A 15,032-nucleotide genomic window follows, 5' to 3' on the forward strand; every position below is an offset into this window, starting at 1 on the left:
GTTTATTGGTCCTCATCCTGTTCCAGTTGTTCAAGCAAATGTGAAAAAGTCGCTGCGATAGCCGGATCCGGCTCACCTTGATATTTTTGCTGCCAGCCGTGTCGGAAAACTTGAAACGGCTCAACATCAGACAAGCGCTGCTCACGAAATTGGCGCTCGTGGGTGCGGTCACGATAGTGCGGCGTTATTTTCGCCAAACGGATAGGCTGTCCCTCTAGCGCCACGAGGATCTTCTCACGCAACATCGGTTGCGGGGCATCTAATAGAACAGGCACCTCCAATAACGGCTGCATATCCAGCGATAGTGGGGAAAGGGTCATCGCCTGCAGCGCTTCTATCACTTCATCAAGCGGAGCAGGCTTGTCAGGCACACGCAATAGGTCGACCCGTCGCGGCACTTCAAGAGAGCGAATATCGGCAAGCTGCTCCCCCTCTAACGTGACAGCGAGCACTTGATGACGATAGTGTCGCTCTGACAGAGACAGCGGGATCGGCGAACCACAATAGCGAATTCGGTCTTGCTTCGCGACCCGCTGCGCGAGGTGCAAATGTCCCAGTGCCACATAGGCAACATCCTTGGCAAAAATATCAGCTGGCAGCGCATGCTGGTTGCCGCCGAGAATGCGTCGCTCAGACATTTCTGATAGCTGCCCACTCGCCATATAAACATGCCCCATCGCAATCAGCGCTTGGCTCCCCGTGCATTTGGCGCGCGCCGCTTGTTCAGTTTGCTGATAAATCTGTCGCACCCCTTCGATGAGACGATCATCGTCTTCCCCCAATCCTTCCGTGCGTAAATCACTGCTACGTAAAAAAGGTACAGCCATCACCCAAGCGGCGGTTTGCCCCTCTTTGTCCGTCACTGGCACCATCATACGCTCGGTATCTAAACTGCCATCGCTGTGCCGTGAGATAGCACCAATTAAGTGTAAATCAAAGGCTTTGAGTAGCTCGTGTGGCGCATCGAGTTTGCTAGGTGAGTCATGGTTCCCACCGGTAATAATCACATTCAGTTGGGGCAACGCCTTCGCGACATCCGCTAAGAAGCGGTATAGCATACGCCAAGCGCTCGCCGGCGGATTAGCACTATCAAAGATGTCTCCGGCAACCAACAAGGCATCCGCCTCTTCATCTATCAATTGCTGCTGTAGCCAATCAAGAAACGCTTGGTGCTCTTGCTGACGATCATAGCCATGCAATTGGTGGCCAAGGTGCCAATCTGAGGTATGAATGATTTTTAACACTGCTGGGGTTATCCGTTGGTTGAAAAAAGACGAGGTCATAGACACTCGCCAATGTCGCGAGCCGGGTAAAATTCTACGCTAATTGCAGCGACATTCGAGTATGAATGCAATACCATGTTGGCTTTCTCACAACTGGATGGATAAAGCCTCGCCATGATTTGGTTTAAGAACTTACTCGTCTACCGCCTCACCCGCGACATTCCTCTCGATCCCGAACAGCTCGAAAGCCAACTCAAAGAGTTCGATTTTACCCCTTGCGGCAGCCAGGACATGCAGAAGTTCGGCTGGGACAAAGCATTGGGTAAGCACGGCGACATGCTGACCCATGTCAGCGGTGGCAATATTTTGATCCGGGCACGCAAAGAAGAAAAGCTGCTTCCTGCCTCTGTGATCAAAGATGCGCTAGAAGAAAAAGTTGATGCTATGGAGCAAGCCCAAGGCCAGCGTTTGAAAAAACGTGAAAAAGACAGCCTAAAAGATGATGTTGTCATGGAGTTGCTCCCGCGCGCTTTTACCCGCCAAAGCCAGATGTGCGCCCTTCTCATGCCGGCAAAAGGGCTGGTTCTGGTCGATGCGGCCAGTATTAAAAAAGCCGAAGAGCTACTTGCCTTACTTCGTAAATCCATCGGTAGCTTACCGGTTGTGCCCGTCGAAACCCAAACACCGGTGGAACATGCCATGACAGAATGGGTTAAACAAGGCAGCGCGCCTCAGGGCTTCCACCTTGGTGATGAGGCTGAACTCAAAGCACTGCTTGAAGAAGGTGGGGTGATTAAATGCAAACAGCAAGACCTCACTAGTGAAGAGATTCACGCCCACCTCGATGCCGACAAACAAGTCACCAAACTCGCCATGGACTGGCAAGAACAAATCCATTTTGTGTTGGGCGATGATCTCAGCCTTAAGCGCCTGAAGTTTTCGGAAGAGTTACGCGATCAAAACGCAGATATCGACCGCGAAGATATCGCAGCCCGACTGGATGCTGACTTGTCGTTGATGTGCGGTGAGCTCGATGTATTACTTGATGGATTATTCACGACCCTCGGCGGTTTACAAACCGACTAGTCGCCCGAGTGAGCCTTTGCATACTGATGCAACAGGCTTAATCCACACAAATACTAGGTAATTCCTGCTGGTAGTGTGGGCACTGTCACAGTAAAATAGCGCCCACACTCACCTTCACGATGAAGGTGCCTGACTTACACTCAGACTTTAGCTAGGAATTATGTTTACTCCAGAACTACTCTCACCCGCCGGTAGCCTTAAAAACATGCGCTACGCATTCGCCTATGGGGCTGATGCCGTTTACGCCGGACAACCGCGTTACAGCTTACGTGTGCGCAATAACGAATTTAACCACGAGAACTTGAAAATCGGGATCGATGAAGCCCACGCACAGGGCAAAAAGTTCTATGTGGTCTGTAACATTCAACCGCACAACGCCAAGCTGAAAACCTTTATCCGCGATTTGCAACCTATCATCGATATGGGTCCTGATGCGCTGATCATGTCAGATCCAGGCCTTATCATGATGGTGCGTGAGCATTTCCCCGATATGGCAATTCACTTGTCGGTACAAGCCAACGCGGTGAACTGGGCGACGGTGAAGTTCTGGTATTCACAAGGCGTTGAACGCGTGATCCTTTCACGTGAGCTGTCGCTTGAAGAGATCGAAGAGATCCGCAAACAATGCCCAGAGATGGAGCTTGAAGTGTTTGTGCACGGCGCACTGTGTATGGCTTACTCGGGTCGTTGTCTGCTCTCCGGCTACATCAATAAGCGCGACCCTAACCAAGGCACCTGCACCAATGCGTGCCGCTGGGACTATAAGGTTCACGAAGCCAAAGAAGACGATGCAGGCCAAGTGGTACAAGTACAGGAAGTCACACCAACATTGGGTGAAGGCCAGCCTGTCGACGATGTCGTTTTGCTTGAAGAAGGCCGTCGCCCCGGTGAATTAATGGCCGCCTATGAAGATGAGCACGGCACTTACATTATGAACTCAAAAGACCTCCGTGCCATTCAGCACGTTGAACGCTTGACCCAAATGGGTGTTCACTCGCTGAAAATCGAAGGTCGAACGAAGTCCTTCTACTACTGTGCTCGAACAGCCCAAGTTTATCGTCAGGCGATTGATGATGCTGTTGCCGGTAAGCCTTTCGATGAAAGCCTCATGAGCACACTGGAAAACCTCGCGCACCGCGGTTATACCGAAGGCTTCTTACGTCGCCATACACACGATAGCTACCAAAACTATGATTACGGCTATTCGGTCTCTGACCAACAGCAATTTGTTGGTGAATTTACCGGTAAACGCCGTGGCGATTTAGCGGAAGTTGCCGTGAAGAACAAGTTTGTTTTAGGTGATAGCCTTGAGCTCATGACGCCGAAGGGTAACGTACACTTCACTCTTGAAGTCATGGAAAACCGCAAATCAGAGTCTATCGACGATGCCAAAGGCAATGGCCACTTTGTGTTTATTCCTGTGCCAGAAGATATGGACTTGGAATACGCACTACTGATGCGTAACCTAAAATCAGGCCAAGATACGCGTAATCCATCAGGAAAATAGTATGGCATTACTCATCACGGATAAATGCATAAACTGCGATATGTGTGAACGTGACATAATTATGACTAATTAACAGCAACTTATAAAAGTGCGTTACTGTTAGCGTTGTGCGTTATTTCTTCATTAAGTGCGTTACTCGTTTGAGCGTAACGCACTTTTTTTATGTTTTGATCGGCTCTTTGGCTTCTAATTTTTTGCGTTACTAGCGTTAATTACATTCAAGCGAATTGCGTTACTCCTTACCTACTAACGCTTCTCTATTATTAATATAAACAAACACTTAAAGAAAATTTATTGCGCTACATGATGTTTAACGCGCTTTAACCGATTTGTATTGAGAAGCTCTCATTGATCAGCGCTGTGGTAATGGCTGTGATCGCTTTTGGATGACGCGCGGCTTCTAGTAGCTCGTCTCTATTTTTTACGTTCAGCTTTGCCATCACTCGCTCTATTCTCGATCGAACCGCTTTGTGCGTTACGTTAAGCATATTACTGGCTTGTCGGGCGTTATAACCTGATTTTAGTGCGACTAGAACAACTGCTTCCGCTTGCGTGAAATGCACATCAACGATTTCTTTCGCGGTGGCAATATTCAAAGCTTGGTAGAGAGCAAGCTCAGCTTTTTTTAGCTGCATACCTTCGAACACAACACCGATTACTTTGCCTTCAAAGTAGATCGGACGCTTTTGCATTCGATAAATTGCAGCCTGCGCTTGCTCAGTCTCGGAAATGTAATCAAGTGTTTCTATTATTGACTGGTTAGACAGTATTTGTCTGACTTGGTGTGCATAGTGTTTCGCGAGCTGTGGATGCTCTCTTTTGAATGCGAGAACATTATCGCCAACTTTTCCGGTGACCGCGCGATTCACAAAGTACAGACTCGTACCTCTGTAAATCACCGCTGCGCGATCCGATTCAGCCACGAACCGCCGGATATGTCGGAGGTAATGGTCGGCTTTGTTTGTTTTATGCAACAGCGATCATAGTTCAAGATTTGAGCGAGGCACTTTGCCTCTATATCCTCACTGTTTAACGCCATAAGATACCAACGATAAACAATTACATAATTAATAAAGTTGGCAATAGGTGTTATCGCAATGGAAAATGCTAAAGACGCTCTTGAAAAAATCTCGAACTCTCTACTACTCGTTTTAGATCATTTGCAACCAGACTCGTTCGAATATGACGCGATTGAGTTGCTAGCTGACTATACGCATCTCAAAGCTAAGCACATTAGTGATAATTCTGCCAATAAAAGAGAATAAACAATGTTTGCTTATAAGCGTTACGCATAACGCGATAGAAGAAAGCTAGGCAACGTGTACGTTTATTGGTAAGTTGGTGGTGATGACCTAGGAGACCGAAAAATTTTTATTTCGCGCGGGTTGCCCTCGTTTGAAGAGATACAGCCCTCAGAAGGACCCATTCACCTCAAGGAGAACGCATATGTCAGAGCCGGTGGTTTATCACGTCACTCTCGCGCACTTAGTTGGCGGGAAAATAGATGAAGACCCAGATCCGTTTTATATGGACTTTTGCCCGCGAACAGGTGACTTTATTAACGTCGATAGCGGCATTCATGAGGTTGTCGCTGTGACATATCGGTCTAACCAGTCTGTTTGGCCTACTGTTTACGTCAACAGCATCGGAGATATAGACGATTTGGAGAAAGGCTTAATTAAGAGCGGCGCTCTTAAGGATGTGTCGCCTAAGCGCACTAATCTTGAAGATATTTTGTAACTCGACATGCTGCCTGATGCCTTTCAGGCAGCTATCCACTCACTTGAAATACTCGTAAGCCACTCCTCCCGAATCGGCAACAACTGATTGCCTTCTCAAGAAACACTTATCATAAAGCCGCTTTAGTAGCGTGCTTGTGAATGATTGCGACAGTTCGCATCGCTCCGAAATCATCCAAGCTGTTACACGTTCACCATTCCTGATTGATTGAAGCACTTTGAGTTGTGTCTTGCTCAACTTGATGAAGTTAAGTTGATGCGGATACGTGCGCGCCACACGCGAAAGATCGGGCGAGATCTGCCCATTTTGGCAAAAATTGTCCATCATCATTATCATTCTCTGAGGTTTATCATAAGAAAGCCTGCGAGGTCAGGCGGGGAAAGGGCTAAGCGGCGATCGTGTTTTCAATCGAGACAGGTGATAGGAAGTTTAACCAGCACGATTTTAGCCACTCGTGATACGTTTCTAGCGCGTTTTTCTTCTGCAGTGTCACGTGCGAATGCATGTAGGCTTGGTCTAGCATGTCGCGTGAGTGGTTAAGCAACAGCTCACAGAAGATGTAATCAATCCCCAGTTCCTGCCATACCGACCGCGCACGCTTGCGCATATCATGTGACGACCACGCTTTGCCTGATACTTGCTGTATCCAGTTTGATGCAACCTGCGCATGTACCGGCTTGGTGTCTTGCTTGTTGGTTGGGAATAAAAACCGGCCTTTCTTATAGCCTAGCGCATGCATCCATTGTTGGTATGAGCGCAGCAATTCAACCATGTCTGCCGTTAGCGGGTAATCAATCGCCTTGCCGTTCTTAGTGTTTTCCATCGGGATGTGCCAAACGCGCCGGTGCAAATCGATGTGCGTCCACTTTGCTTTGCGAGTTTCACCAATGCGTGTGCCGTGGGAAATCATCATTGTGATCAGCATGCGCTGCATGGGTGGCAAGTCGCTGGCTTTGCGCAGCAGATCAGGCACTTTGTCGGTTGGTAGTCTGCACCCACGAACCTGCGCGCTCGAAACAGAAAACGTCTCACCGAAAAAGTCTTTAAACTTCACATCCGCCAGCGGATTGATCGTGATGTGTTTAAAGCGCTTAGCTTTGGAATACGCCGACTTCAATAGTTGGAAATTGGCGCGCACATAACTCACTGAGTAGCCCTGATTAAACAGCGGTTGAATGAGCGTTTTATCTACCAATTGGTGATCAACTTGTTGAATGGGTACGCCATCAAAGAAGTAGCACAGCTTTTGCTCGCCCATGCTCTTGATGTTGCGCAGTCGCGCACGTGATGAGTTGTTGAGTTTTAGTTCGCGACTAACGTACCAGTTAATCAGCTGATCAACCGTCTCAAAGCTGGCATATTCAGCGGCCTCGCTATCCATTAGCTGCATGCGCGCCTTCGCGGCAATGTCCATGATGTGCTTGGCAGGCACCAGTGGCCACTTACCGATCCGATGTGCCTTTTGGTTGCCGTTTCGGTACTCGATTAATATCCACGTGCCGCCAGTGCGGTGTTTATTGAAGCGTAGGTAGATGGGGCCGCGTTCGTCTTTGAGCTGGCGCACGCGTGAATCACGAAGGTGCTTTTTAATTTGCGCATCCGATATTTTGGTGCGCACGGTGTGCATGAAAAAGGCTTGTTGGTTGATGATCATGAATCGCCCTCTGTCATGGTGGCGGTTAAACTCATGCGCGTCGCTTGCAGGCCTTGGCCGGAAATGGTCACACTATCAATGCTGCATAGCCCGGCAACTGCTCGGGGGAAAGTTTCATCCAGCATCACCAAGCCTTCCGCGAACGCGGCAGGGTTCACCGGTGCGGTAATGCTCAGCTTCCTGCCCTCGCGCTTAATACGGCGCAGTTCGGCAGCAATCGCCTGTTCGGCCTCGGCTTTGCTGTTCTGATCCTTGGCGAGTTTTTTGAACGGCGCGCCGCCAATGCTGACTTCATGCCGAGAGCAATCAGCGGTTGAAACGTAGTGCCCGCGCACACCGTTAAACTCGTTGCGCCCATCCAGATCACCGCCTACGTTGACGAAGTTAGGCAGTTCGGGGCGGTTATCTTGTGGAAGTGACAGCGTAATCGTTTCAATGTCTTTGCCTGTGGCGCTTTTCGCCTTGCCTTTGGGCACGAAAATAAAGCGCCCGTTCACCGGCTTGGCGATCGCATCGTAGTTCTTGGCCAGACGGTTGAGGAACTGCTGAACGCTCTCGTCGGTGCGATCAACATGCTGGATTTCAATTTTTTGTAATTCAGGATGCACAAAAGGCTGAAAGCCGTGCGGGGTAACAGTGTCGGCGACCACTTGGGCTAATGTGGTGTTATCCCAACTGGATGACTTGCGAGCGCGGTATTCGGAGGCGTCTTTTACAGAGAACGGCGCCACCGTAAGCACTAACTTTATTTCACGCGGATGCAGCGAGAATGAGCGCTTGCTGATCTCAAACGTGTCGCGTTCCACATCGGCAATAAACACCTGGTACTTTTCGCCCTTGGGTGGCAGACCGTCTATGTCGTCTGAGTTAATGGTGAGCGTGAGCGCGTCGCCATCGGTGCCGGTGCTATCTTCCAAGCGCCACGCCTTTAAACGCGCGAGCATCAGCTCGGCGTTTTTGCCTATCAGTTTAATCATGGTTAGTCCCAGCTGCGGGTTGGTTTTTGGATGTTGGTTTTGTGGGTGGGGGTTGGGAGTGTCACGAGGGTATCTTGCGGAAAAATATCGGCCCGAACATGCGGATTAAGCCGGTAGAATTCCGCCTCAATCACATCATCGTCTTGGCCGAGCTGTTTGAATAGTAAATCGGTGACCAGTTCGCCGCGCTTAGCCTGTACTTTCATCACGTTTCTCCATCAGCTGCAGCGTCACGTCCGTGACCATGGCGCGGCCATCGTGAATGATACGGCTGCGTCCTTCGGTGAGGTTTTTGATCGTCCATCGGCCGAGGTTGTTGCCTTGGCCATCACTCACTTGTTGCGGTGAGTCGATCAGTTTGCGAATCGCGTCCACGTTCGCGGCGGCGCCGTATTGCAGCCATTTGGCGGTAATGTCGATGGTTTCAAGCGGGCGCCCTGTGTGTTCAGAGCGTGCGTTGTCGATTACGCCTACCTCTGTATAGGAGCCGGGTGTGGTGCGAGTGAATTTAGCAATGGGGGTTTTATCTCCTACGCTAAACACAAACTCGCCGATAACTAAGTGATGCATACTAGCCTCGTTGGTGAATTTTTGGCTTCCTGAGAATCAGGCGTAACGCAATTTGACGGACCGGTTGCGCGCAAAACAAATGATCCACCTCTCACGCCTTGTCCAATGATTTGCCACTCGTCAACCTGTGAAATAAATTAGACAGATCGCGCAGACATAAGGAACCCTCCATGAGAAATCTATTACTTGCGGCCTCTTCTGTTTTTCTTCTTGCTGGCTGCGGTGAACCAACCGTTGAGTGCAGCAGAGAAGACTCAACCACTTTGGTTAAGCAGGTAGCGAATGACGAAATGACCGCGCAATTAGGCAGTGAAGCTGCAGCGCTTTTTAGTTATGACGTCAAGTTCATCCGAACTATTAGTGAGAACGAACAAACAGGAGCCAAAGAGTGCGCAGCCGAGCTAGAAGCGTACAATGCTGGGAGTGGCGAAAGCGTATCTGTTCCCATTGAGTACATAGTCGAGCTGACCGACAACAAAGAACAGATTTACGTAACCGTCTATGGCTTGTGATAAGTAGGTGGCGCAATGCCACCTTAGTCCTGATCTATGCCCGAATAACCCAGCTGGGTGGTAACGTCGTTGCCCGAGGTGGCGTGAGCGTACTTCTCTTCCATCTTGCGCATGGCAATCTCGGCAATTTCTTCACTGTTTTGGTTAGGTGAAGATTTAATGTTGATCTGAGGTGCAAAATGCACAGGGGGTTTTTGTGCAGCTTCTGCCTTTTTACGTTCTACCTCTTTGATCTTTTGGGCCGTCACCTCGGGCGGATCGAGTTTGCGGCCAAACCACGCGCCAATTTCCTGCCCGCCCAAGCCGCCAGCAATACCGCCGATTAACCCACCAATAGCGGTGCCAATGCCCGGCACGACCGAGCCAAGTGCTGCACCTGCTGCCGCCCCTGCCAGTGAACCGCCTAAATCACCCAGCGCCGAGCCAGCTTGCTCACCGTTACCATCGCGAATACCGCGGTAAGCCTCTACCGAGTTCACGGCGTAGGAAAGCGGCTTGAGGATCCGCGCAAGGCCAAATTTGCCGACGGATTCGGCAATGTCCCCGCCAATACCGATCGCATCGCCTGCCATGGCCGTGGCTGGCATGGCCGCAATTGCACCGCCGCCCAGAGACAGCGCCACGGCTTTTTTGTTGTGAATGGGGTTTAATACGCGGGCTGTGTTCGCTACCGCTGCCCCGCCACGACTAGCCGTATTACGCACTGCACTGGTGAGGCTGGGTTGCATGAGCATGCCGATGCCGCCACGAATTAAACCACCAAGACCTCGACCACGACGACGGAACCGTGCCCGCGTGCGACGGGTTTTGCGTTTTACGCGCTCGCCGAGTCCTTCGCGCTTGCGTGGCTCGTAACCGGCACCGTACTCACCGCCATATTGCCCACCGTGCGGGCTGCTGTTGCGCACTGCTTGGTTTAAGCTTCGCCACTGCTGCGCCGCGAACTGCGCGATGCGGCCACCTTCTCGGGTTTCGCGGTTAAGTCCTTTGCGGAACAAACGGCCTTGGTCCATTTTGTTGCCTAACACTAACGAGACAGCTTTCACGCCGAGCAGCGCCGCTTTTAGCCCGATAAAGCCAGCCGCTGCGATACCGACGGCAGCCGTAATGCCTTGGTTCGCCTCCGCAACATCGGCTAGCCAGCTTACTAAGTCGCCCGCGGGCCCTAGTACCCAGYTCAAAGCAGGAAGCAAAGACTCACCAAAGACCACAGAAAGCCGATTAAGCTTGTTCATAAACATGCTTAAACCGGCTTCCGTTTTCTCTAGCTGGCCTTGGTACTCGTTGTTGATCGAATTGGTGTGCACTTGCTGGGATTCGCTCGCCAGCTTCAAGGCTTTATGGAGCTTATCGGTGTTACCCGCCAGCGATGCCACTGCGCCTTTGGCTTCTTCACCGAAGATTTGCGACATCAATGCCGATTGCTCTTCAATTGGCGCGGACTTGATCGCATCAAGCACATCAATCAACGTGCCGGAGGCGTCTTCTTGCATACGCGCGGCAATGTCGGTCGAGTCTAGCCCAATGCGATTGAACGCGTTCTTTTGTGCTGACGTGGCCGCGTCGCCCATGGTTAACCGGCCTGAGATGTTTTTCATCGCAGTCGCGGCGCGCTCTTCACCCATGCCAAAAGAAAGCAACGAGGCAGATAAAGCAGTAGCTTCATTCACGCTAAAGCCGGCTGATTTAGCGGTCGCACCTTGGCGAGACATCACGCCGGCAATATCTTTGGCTTGTGCGTTGGTGTTGTTGTCTAAGTAGTTGGCAAGGCCCGCGAGGTTCATTGCGCCTTGCTGATCGAGCCCCATCGATGATTTAAACACCGCCAGTGTTTTGCCGGCCTCTGCGGCGTCCATATCAAACGCGACGCCCATTTTGTTGGCATCTAGCACAAATTGCTTTAAATCTTCGTCGCTTTTAATACCGGTTCGCGCGCCTGCCGCCATCAGCTGATTGATTTGGTTGGCGGACATAGGGCTTTTTTCGGATGTTTTTAGCGCCCATGAGCGCAACTCTGCTGCCTGCTCTGGCGACATGTCACGCACTTTTTTCACATCTGCAAAGCTGCTTTCGTTTTTAATCGCGGTAAAAATCGATGCCGCAATCGGCGCGGCTTTCATCGCCAAGCCGGTTGCTTCGCCTCCCAGTTCGCCAAGCTTCGCCTTGCGTCCATCAATGCGGCCTTGGATCGCTTGCATCTCTTTCAAGCGCTTGCTTTGTTTATCCAGTTGCGCGCTGGTTTTTTCCGATGCCGCCTGCAGCCGCTTTTGCTCATTGGCAAAGTCGCGTGTGTTCACGCCCGCTTTGCGCAGCTCAGAGCGTAAGTTTCGCGTTTTCTGAATTTGCTTGATTTTTTTGCTGGTTAGCTGGCTCACCGCTGATTTTGATTTGCGATAATCAACGCGCAGCTCTTCCGACGCTTGCTGACCACGACGCAACTCATCATCCAGTTGCTGCATTTTGCGTTCCGCGTTTTGCGCTTCGCGCTGCAGCGGCTTTAAGCCGTCGCCGCTGGTCTTTTTCATCTCAGCCTGCAAATCGGCCAGCGTTTTTTGCGTGCGCTTGTACTCCGTGCGCGTGGCCGCATTGGTTTTGTTTTGCTGCTTTAACTCATCACCCAAGCGCTGGTATTTGCTGCGCGCATTATCCAGCTCGCCACCTAGCTTTTTGATCCGTGCTTTGGCCTTGTCGTAGCTTTCTAGCTCGTTAAGCTGGCGCTTGCTTTGCTTCATCGCTTCGCGCTGCGCTTCGACGGCTTCGGTAAGTCGCTCGGTGGCGGTAGTGGTTGAGGTAATGTCTTTGAGGCCTTTCACGGCGGCCTCGATGTTAAAGCTGATTTTTTCGCTCATCGCTTCACACCCAGCTTTTCCAGAATGAGATCATAGCGGCGCAAGGCCGCATCTTGCGGCCATGTTTTAAGCTCCGCTTCGGTGGTGTTGCGGTACATCGGAATGATGTCAATTAAGCTTTGAACGTCCTCGGGCGAAAGTAATCCGCCGTTAGTGTAAAAAAAGCGCCGACCTGCGGTTTAATCGCTAGATAGTCGTTCATCGACATGCGATCCACGTCCTCTTCATCCAGCCCGCACGCGCAGCGAAACATGAAGTGCTCGCGTTCGTGCGCGTCGTCAATTTCGGCCAGCTTTTCGCTATGCGCCACCAACGGCGCCTTGAATTTAATGCGCGAAATGGTTTCACCCACGTCGTTCTCGAACGGGTGCAACAAATCAAACTCGAAGGTGTTGCCGGTGATGGGCTCGCCGCGTAGCACATCGCTGGATGAGTTAATGAATTTGTCAATGTCTTTCGAGAGGGTGTTAAAGTCCGGCGCCGTCAGCGTCGCAAACTCACCTTCGTTGATGTCTGTGCAAGCAAAGATGGCGGCTTTGTACTGCTGGAATAGCTCGGCGTCGGTCAGTGATTCGCTTTCTTTTTTGGCATAAGGCAGCTTGTTGAAGTCACCAAAGGTGATCGGTTTAATCTCAATCACATTGCTGTCACCGCGTTTGAAGAAAGGTAATTTTGATACAGGCTTTTTAACTAATTTCATGCTCTCACCCAAATAAAAAAGGGCGCCGAAGCGCCCTTGGTTGCTGGTTAGTGGTTACTGAATGCCGGCTTCTTGCATCATATCGACGGTGCCGATGATGGTTTTGCCGGTGTCCACGTTAATGTCATGGACCACTGTATCCGTGTCGGTCTCTTTGTAAGCGCGGCAGGTGCCTTCGATGGACACCTCGGGCTTTTCGCCCATCTTCACCGCCTCTTTCTTGATGTTAGTGATGCCACCATAAAGCGAATACTCCACCGAGTAGGGCTCGCCGTCAGTGGTGCGGCCTTTCTCAGTGATGTTGATTTGCGCGTTGTTCATCAAGAATTTGCCAAGCTCTTTTTGGATCGCGCCGTGCTCACCACGCACTTTCAGCGTCCAGCTAAGCTTTTCGAGACCAACTGTGTCCTCGTGCTGCACAAAGCTGCCTTCGTTGCTTGCCAACTTGGCTTTCAGCTCCGGCGGCGTGAAGTCCACGATCTCGTTCATCATCGGCACAGATTCAACCTGTGCCGTGAGGCGCATGCGAATGCGATCAGCCATTGACCACCTCCTCTAACCAGCTTTCGATGAGGCCGTTGTCTACGCTCATTTCGTAGACCATGTGCTCGTTCGGCGAGTAGCGGCCATAGTTCACACACAAGTACCAGCGGCCGCTTGTGTAGTTTTCCAGATTGTTTTTATCTGGATGCAAAAACGCACGGAACACCGGAATAACGCCTTGGGCGACGAGGTTTTGCCCCCAGTTGGTGAGGCGGTCGATAACCTGGTTCATAAACGCTTCGGTCAGGTTCTTGCCCATGAGCGGCTGACTGGTTTCTTCCAGCTTGCGCGCCATCAGATCTTCAAGCCCGACATGCGAGATAAAGCGACCTGTGTTGGTGCGGTTACCAATGATCGAATAGCCGCCCATGCGCGTGCGCGCAATCGTCGCCACGCCGTGCTTATTCAAGAAGTTGGCTTGCGTGGTTTTGTCGTTGATTTTGTACGACACGTTACGCGCGGTTTCATCACACAGCACCGCACGGTTCTGCGGACTTTGCCAGCCTTCCACCGATGCCATGGCCGCAACCATCGCAATAGAAGCTGGCATTAACAGCTGCGCGCCGTCGTAGGTTTTCATAAACCACGGATCGACAATCGTCATTTTGTCTTCGCCAGTGCCTTCGGCGCCAAAGTTGGCCGCAAACTCGGCGGCTTCCATGTCGTTCGTGTTTGGTCCATCCAATACAGGACGGCAGCGAACGTCGCGGCCAATCAGCGCCAGCTTTTGCCCAACAGGGACGGAGCTAAAGCCGGGGGCGGCGATAATGGTTGGTGTTTCGGGGCAAGCTTTAACGGTTTCAAGGCCGGTGATCGCGCCTGTTTCCGAGTCCACGCCGCCAATGATGTTGGTTTCGGTTTCTGCCTGTGAGGTGCCTTCTTCGACCACGGTGACATACACGATGCATTTGACATACTCGAGCAAGTAGCGGACTAAGTACGGCAGCGTGCCAAGGCGGTCACCGGTGGTATCGAGCGCCATCATCGCCGATGCGTAGTTGAATAGGCGCGTCGGCTCGTTCGGCTCAAGCGTCGAGTTAGGTGCCGTGCCGGTTAAGTGAACGATTTGCAGCGCCAGTGGGCCCATGCTGGGCAACGGCTCAATGGTATTGACCTCAACGCCGTTGAGTTGAAAGTCGTTAATCGGTGCGAGTTGTGTCATTAGCTTTTCACCTCGCTGGTTTTGTTGTTAGCTGTCTTGGCTTTGCCAATCTTGCCGTTTAGCTGCAGCGTGTACGCCTGCGCTGGCAGCAATGACACTGTGCCCGATTTGACCCATCGCTTATTTAGGCGAAAAGGTTTGAGCACAGGGTAGCTCTGCACGTTGCTTTTGCTCATGCGTCTTTTCCTGTCTTTTTGCAAAAAGAAAACCCCGCAAACTGCGGGGCTGGGTGGGAACGGATGTAAAAAAGCCCGCCGATGTGGCGGGCTTAGGAGGTGGAAGTGAACCCAAACCGCTTCAGCGCGGCATCATCCACAACCTCTTCATACTCGTAGATTGGCTCAATGTAGCCTTCGTCGTTGGGCTTTAGGTTTTTGTCGTAGTCCGCTGGGTATTCCGCTTTGTCATGTCGTACTGTGATTGTCGCTTGCTTTAGTGCGTCTTCGCGTGTCATGCCTACTTTTTGTGCGTCCGCTTCTGAGTTGATAATTGCCACACTTCCTCGCATT

At 51.3% G+C, this 15,032-nt stretch carries 17 protein-coding genes; 4 read left to right on the top strand and 13 right to left on the bottom strand.

Annotation, left to right across the window (positions count from 1 at the left end; genetic code table 11):
- Positions 1-2: 2 nt before the first annotated feature.
- On the bottom strand, positions 3-1,283 hold the full coding sequence (locus BZJ19_RS09930) for an exonuclease SbcCD subunit D C-terminal domain-containing protein (protein ID WP_077662908.1): 1,281 nt from the start codon (positions 1,281-1,283) through the stop codon (positions 3-5).
- A 117-nt stretch (positions 1,284-1,400) separates the two neighbouring features.
- On the opposite strand from BZJ19_RS09930, the gene rdgC reads away from it, so the two are divergent.
- Positions 1,401-2,309, top strand: a complete 909-nt coding sequence (rdgC, locus tag BZJ19_RS09935) for a recombination-associated protein RdgC (RefSeq protein WP_198536719.1) — start codon at positions 1,401-1,403, stop codon at positions 2,307-2,309.
- A 160-nt stretch (positions 2,310-2,469) separates the two neighbouring features.
- Positions 2,470-3,816: a prephenate-dependent tRNA uridine(34) hydroxylase TrhP gene (trhP, locus tag BZJ19_RS09940; protein ID WP_077675517.1), complete on the top strand. Its 1,347-nt coding sequence runs from the start codon at positions 2,470-2,472 to the stop codon at positions 3,814-3,816.
- Between the two features lie 320 nt (positions 3,817-4,136).
- Here the strand turns inward: trhP and BZJ19_RS09945 are convergent, their stop codons facing one another.
- Positions 4,137-4,790: a LuxR C-terminal-related transcriptional regulator gene (locus BZJ19_RS09945; protein WP_077675518.1), complete on the bottom strand. Its 654-nt coding sequence runs from the start codon at positions 4,788-4,790 to the stop codon at positions 4,137-4,139.
- A gap of 472 nt (positions 4,791-5,262) precedes the next feature.
- Between BZJ19_RS09945 and BZJ19_RS09950 the strand changes: the two genes are divergently transcribed.
- Positions 5,263-5,556: a hypothetical protein gene (locus BZJ19_RS09950; protein ID WP_077675519.1), complete on the top strand. Its 294-nt coding sequence runs from the start codon at positions 5,263-5,265 to the stop codon at positions 5,554-5,556.
- Between the two features lie 39 nt (positions 5,557-5,595).
- On the opposite strand, the gene BZJ19_RS09955 is transcribed toward BZJ19_RS09950, so the two are convergent.
- The 5 genes from BZJ19_RS09955 to BZJ19_RS09975 are packed head-to-tail and all read right to left on the bottom strand — an operon-like array spanning position 5,596 to position 8,757.
- A complete protein-coding gene (locus BZJ19_RS09955) occupies positions 5,596-5,892 on the bottom strand; it encodes a MarR family transcriptional regulator (RefSeq protein ID WP_338096568.1) in 297 nt (98 codons plus the stop codon).
- Positions 5,893-5,941: 49 nt separating this feature from the next.
- Entirely contained in the window at positions 5,942-7,210 is a 1,269-nt protein-coding gene (locus tag BZJ19_RS09960; RefSeq protein WP_077675521.1) for a tyrosine-type recombinase/integrase, read from the bottom strand.
- Positions 7,207-8,187, bottom strand: coding sequence for a hypothetical protein (locus BZJ19_RS09965; RefSeq protein ID WP_077675522.1), 981 nt, complete (start codon positions 8,185-8,187; stop codon positions 7,207-7,209). Before BZJ19_RS09965 ends, BZJ19_RS09960 begins: the two co-directional genes overlap by 4 nt.
- 2 nt (positions 8,188-8,189) lie before the next feature.
- Positions 8,190-8,393, bottom strand: coding sequence for a hypothetical protein (locus BZJ19_RS09970; RefSeq protein ID WP_077675523.1), 204 nt, complete (start codon positions 8,391-8,393; stop codon positions 8,190-8,192).
- On the bottom strand, positions 8,377-8,757 hold the full coding sequence (locus BZJ19_RS09975) for a phage tail protein (RefSeq protein ID WP_077675524.1): 381 nt from the start codon (positions 8,755-8,757) through the stop codon (positions 8,377-8,379). Before BZJ19_RS09975 ends, BZJ19_RS09970 begins: the two co-directional genes overlap by 17 nt.
- Positions 8,758-8,927: 170 nt before the next feature.
- On the opposite strand from BZJ19_RS09975, the gene BZJ19_RS09980 reads away from it, so the two are divergent.
- Positions 8,928-9,269 (top strand): putative periplasmic lipoprotein, encoded by a 342-nt coding sequence (locus BZJ19_RS09980; RefSeq protein WP_077675525.1) that lies wholly within the window; start codon positions 8,928-8,930, stop codon positions 9,267-9,269.
- A gap of 23 nt (positions 9,270-9,292) precedes the next feature.
- On the opposite strand, the gene BZJ19_RS09985 is transcribed toward BZJ19_RS09980, so the two are convergent.
- From BZJ19_RS09985 to BZJ19_RS10005, 6 genes are all read right to left on the bottom strand, one after another.
- Positions 9,293-12,118, bottom strand: a complete 2,826-nt coding sequence (locus tag BZJ19_RS09985; RefSeq protein ID WP_077675526.1) for a phage tail tape measure protein — start codon at positions 12,116-12,118, stop codon at positions 9,293-9,295.
- A gap of 112 nt (positions 12,119-12,230) precedes the next feature.
- Positions 12,231-12,818 (bottom strand): phage tail assembly protein, encoded by a 588-nt coding sequence (locus tag BZJ19_RS09990; protein ID WP_077675527.1) that lies wholly within the window; start codon positions 12,816-12,818, stop codon positions 12,231-12,233.
- A 54-nt stretch (positions 12,819-12,872) separates the two neighbouring features.
- The gene (locus tag BZJ19_RS09995; protein WP_077675528.1) at positions 12,873-13,361 is read right to left on the bottom strand and encodes a phage major tail tube protein; all 489 of its coding nucleotides are present in this window, start codon (positions 13,359-13,361) and stop codon (positions 12,873-12,875) included.
- On the bottom strand, positions 13,354-14,523 hold the full coding sequence (locus BZJ19_RS10000; RefSeq protein ID WP_077675529.1) for a phage tail sheath protein: 1,170 nt from the start codon (positions 14,521-14,523) through the stop codon (positions 13,354-13,356). Before BZJ19_RS10000 ends, BZJ19_RS09995 begins: the two co-directional genes overlap by 8 nt.
- Positions 14,523-14,699 carry a hypothetical protein gene (locus BZJ19_RS17190; RefSeq protein WP_167370408.1) on the bottom strand — a complete coding sequence of 59 codons (177 nt, stop codon included), beginning with the start codon at positions 14,697-14,699 and terminating at the stop codon, positions 14,523-14,525. The genes BZJ19_RS10000 and BZJ19_RS17190 overlap by 1 nt, the downstream gene beginning before the upstream one ends.
- 92 nt (positions 14,700-14,791) lie before the next feature.
- Positions 14,792-15,031, bottom strand: coding sequence for a hypothetical protein (locus BZJ19_RS10005; RefSeq protein WP_077675530.1), 240 nt, complete (start codon positions 15,029-15,031; stop codon positions 14,792-14,794).
- Position 15,032: the final 1 nt, after the last annotated feature.

The organism is Salinivibrio proteolyticus (assembly GCF_001996165.1).
Taxonomy (GTDB): Bacteria; Pseudomonadota; Gammaproteobacteria; order Enterobacterales; family Vibrionaceae; genus Salinivibrio; species Salinivibrio proteolyticus.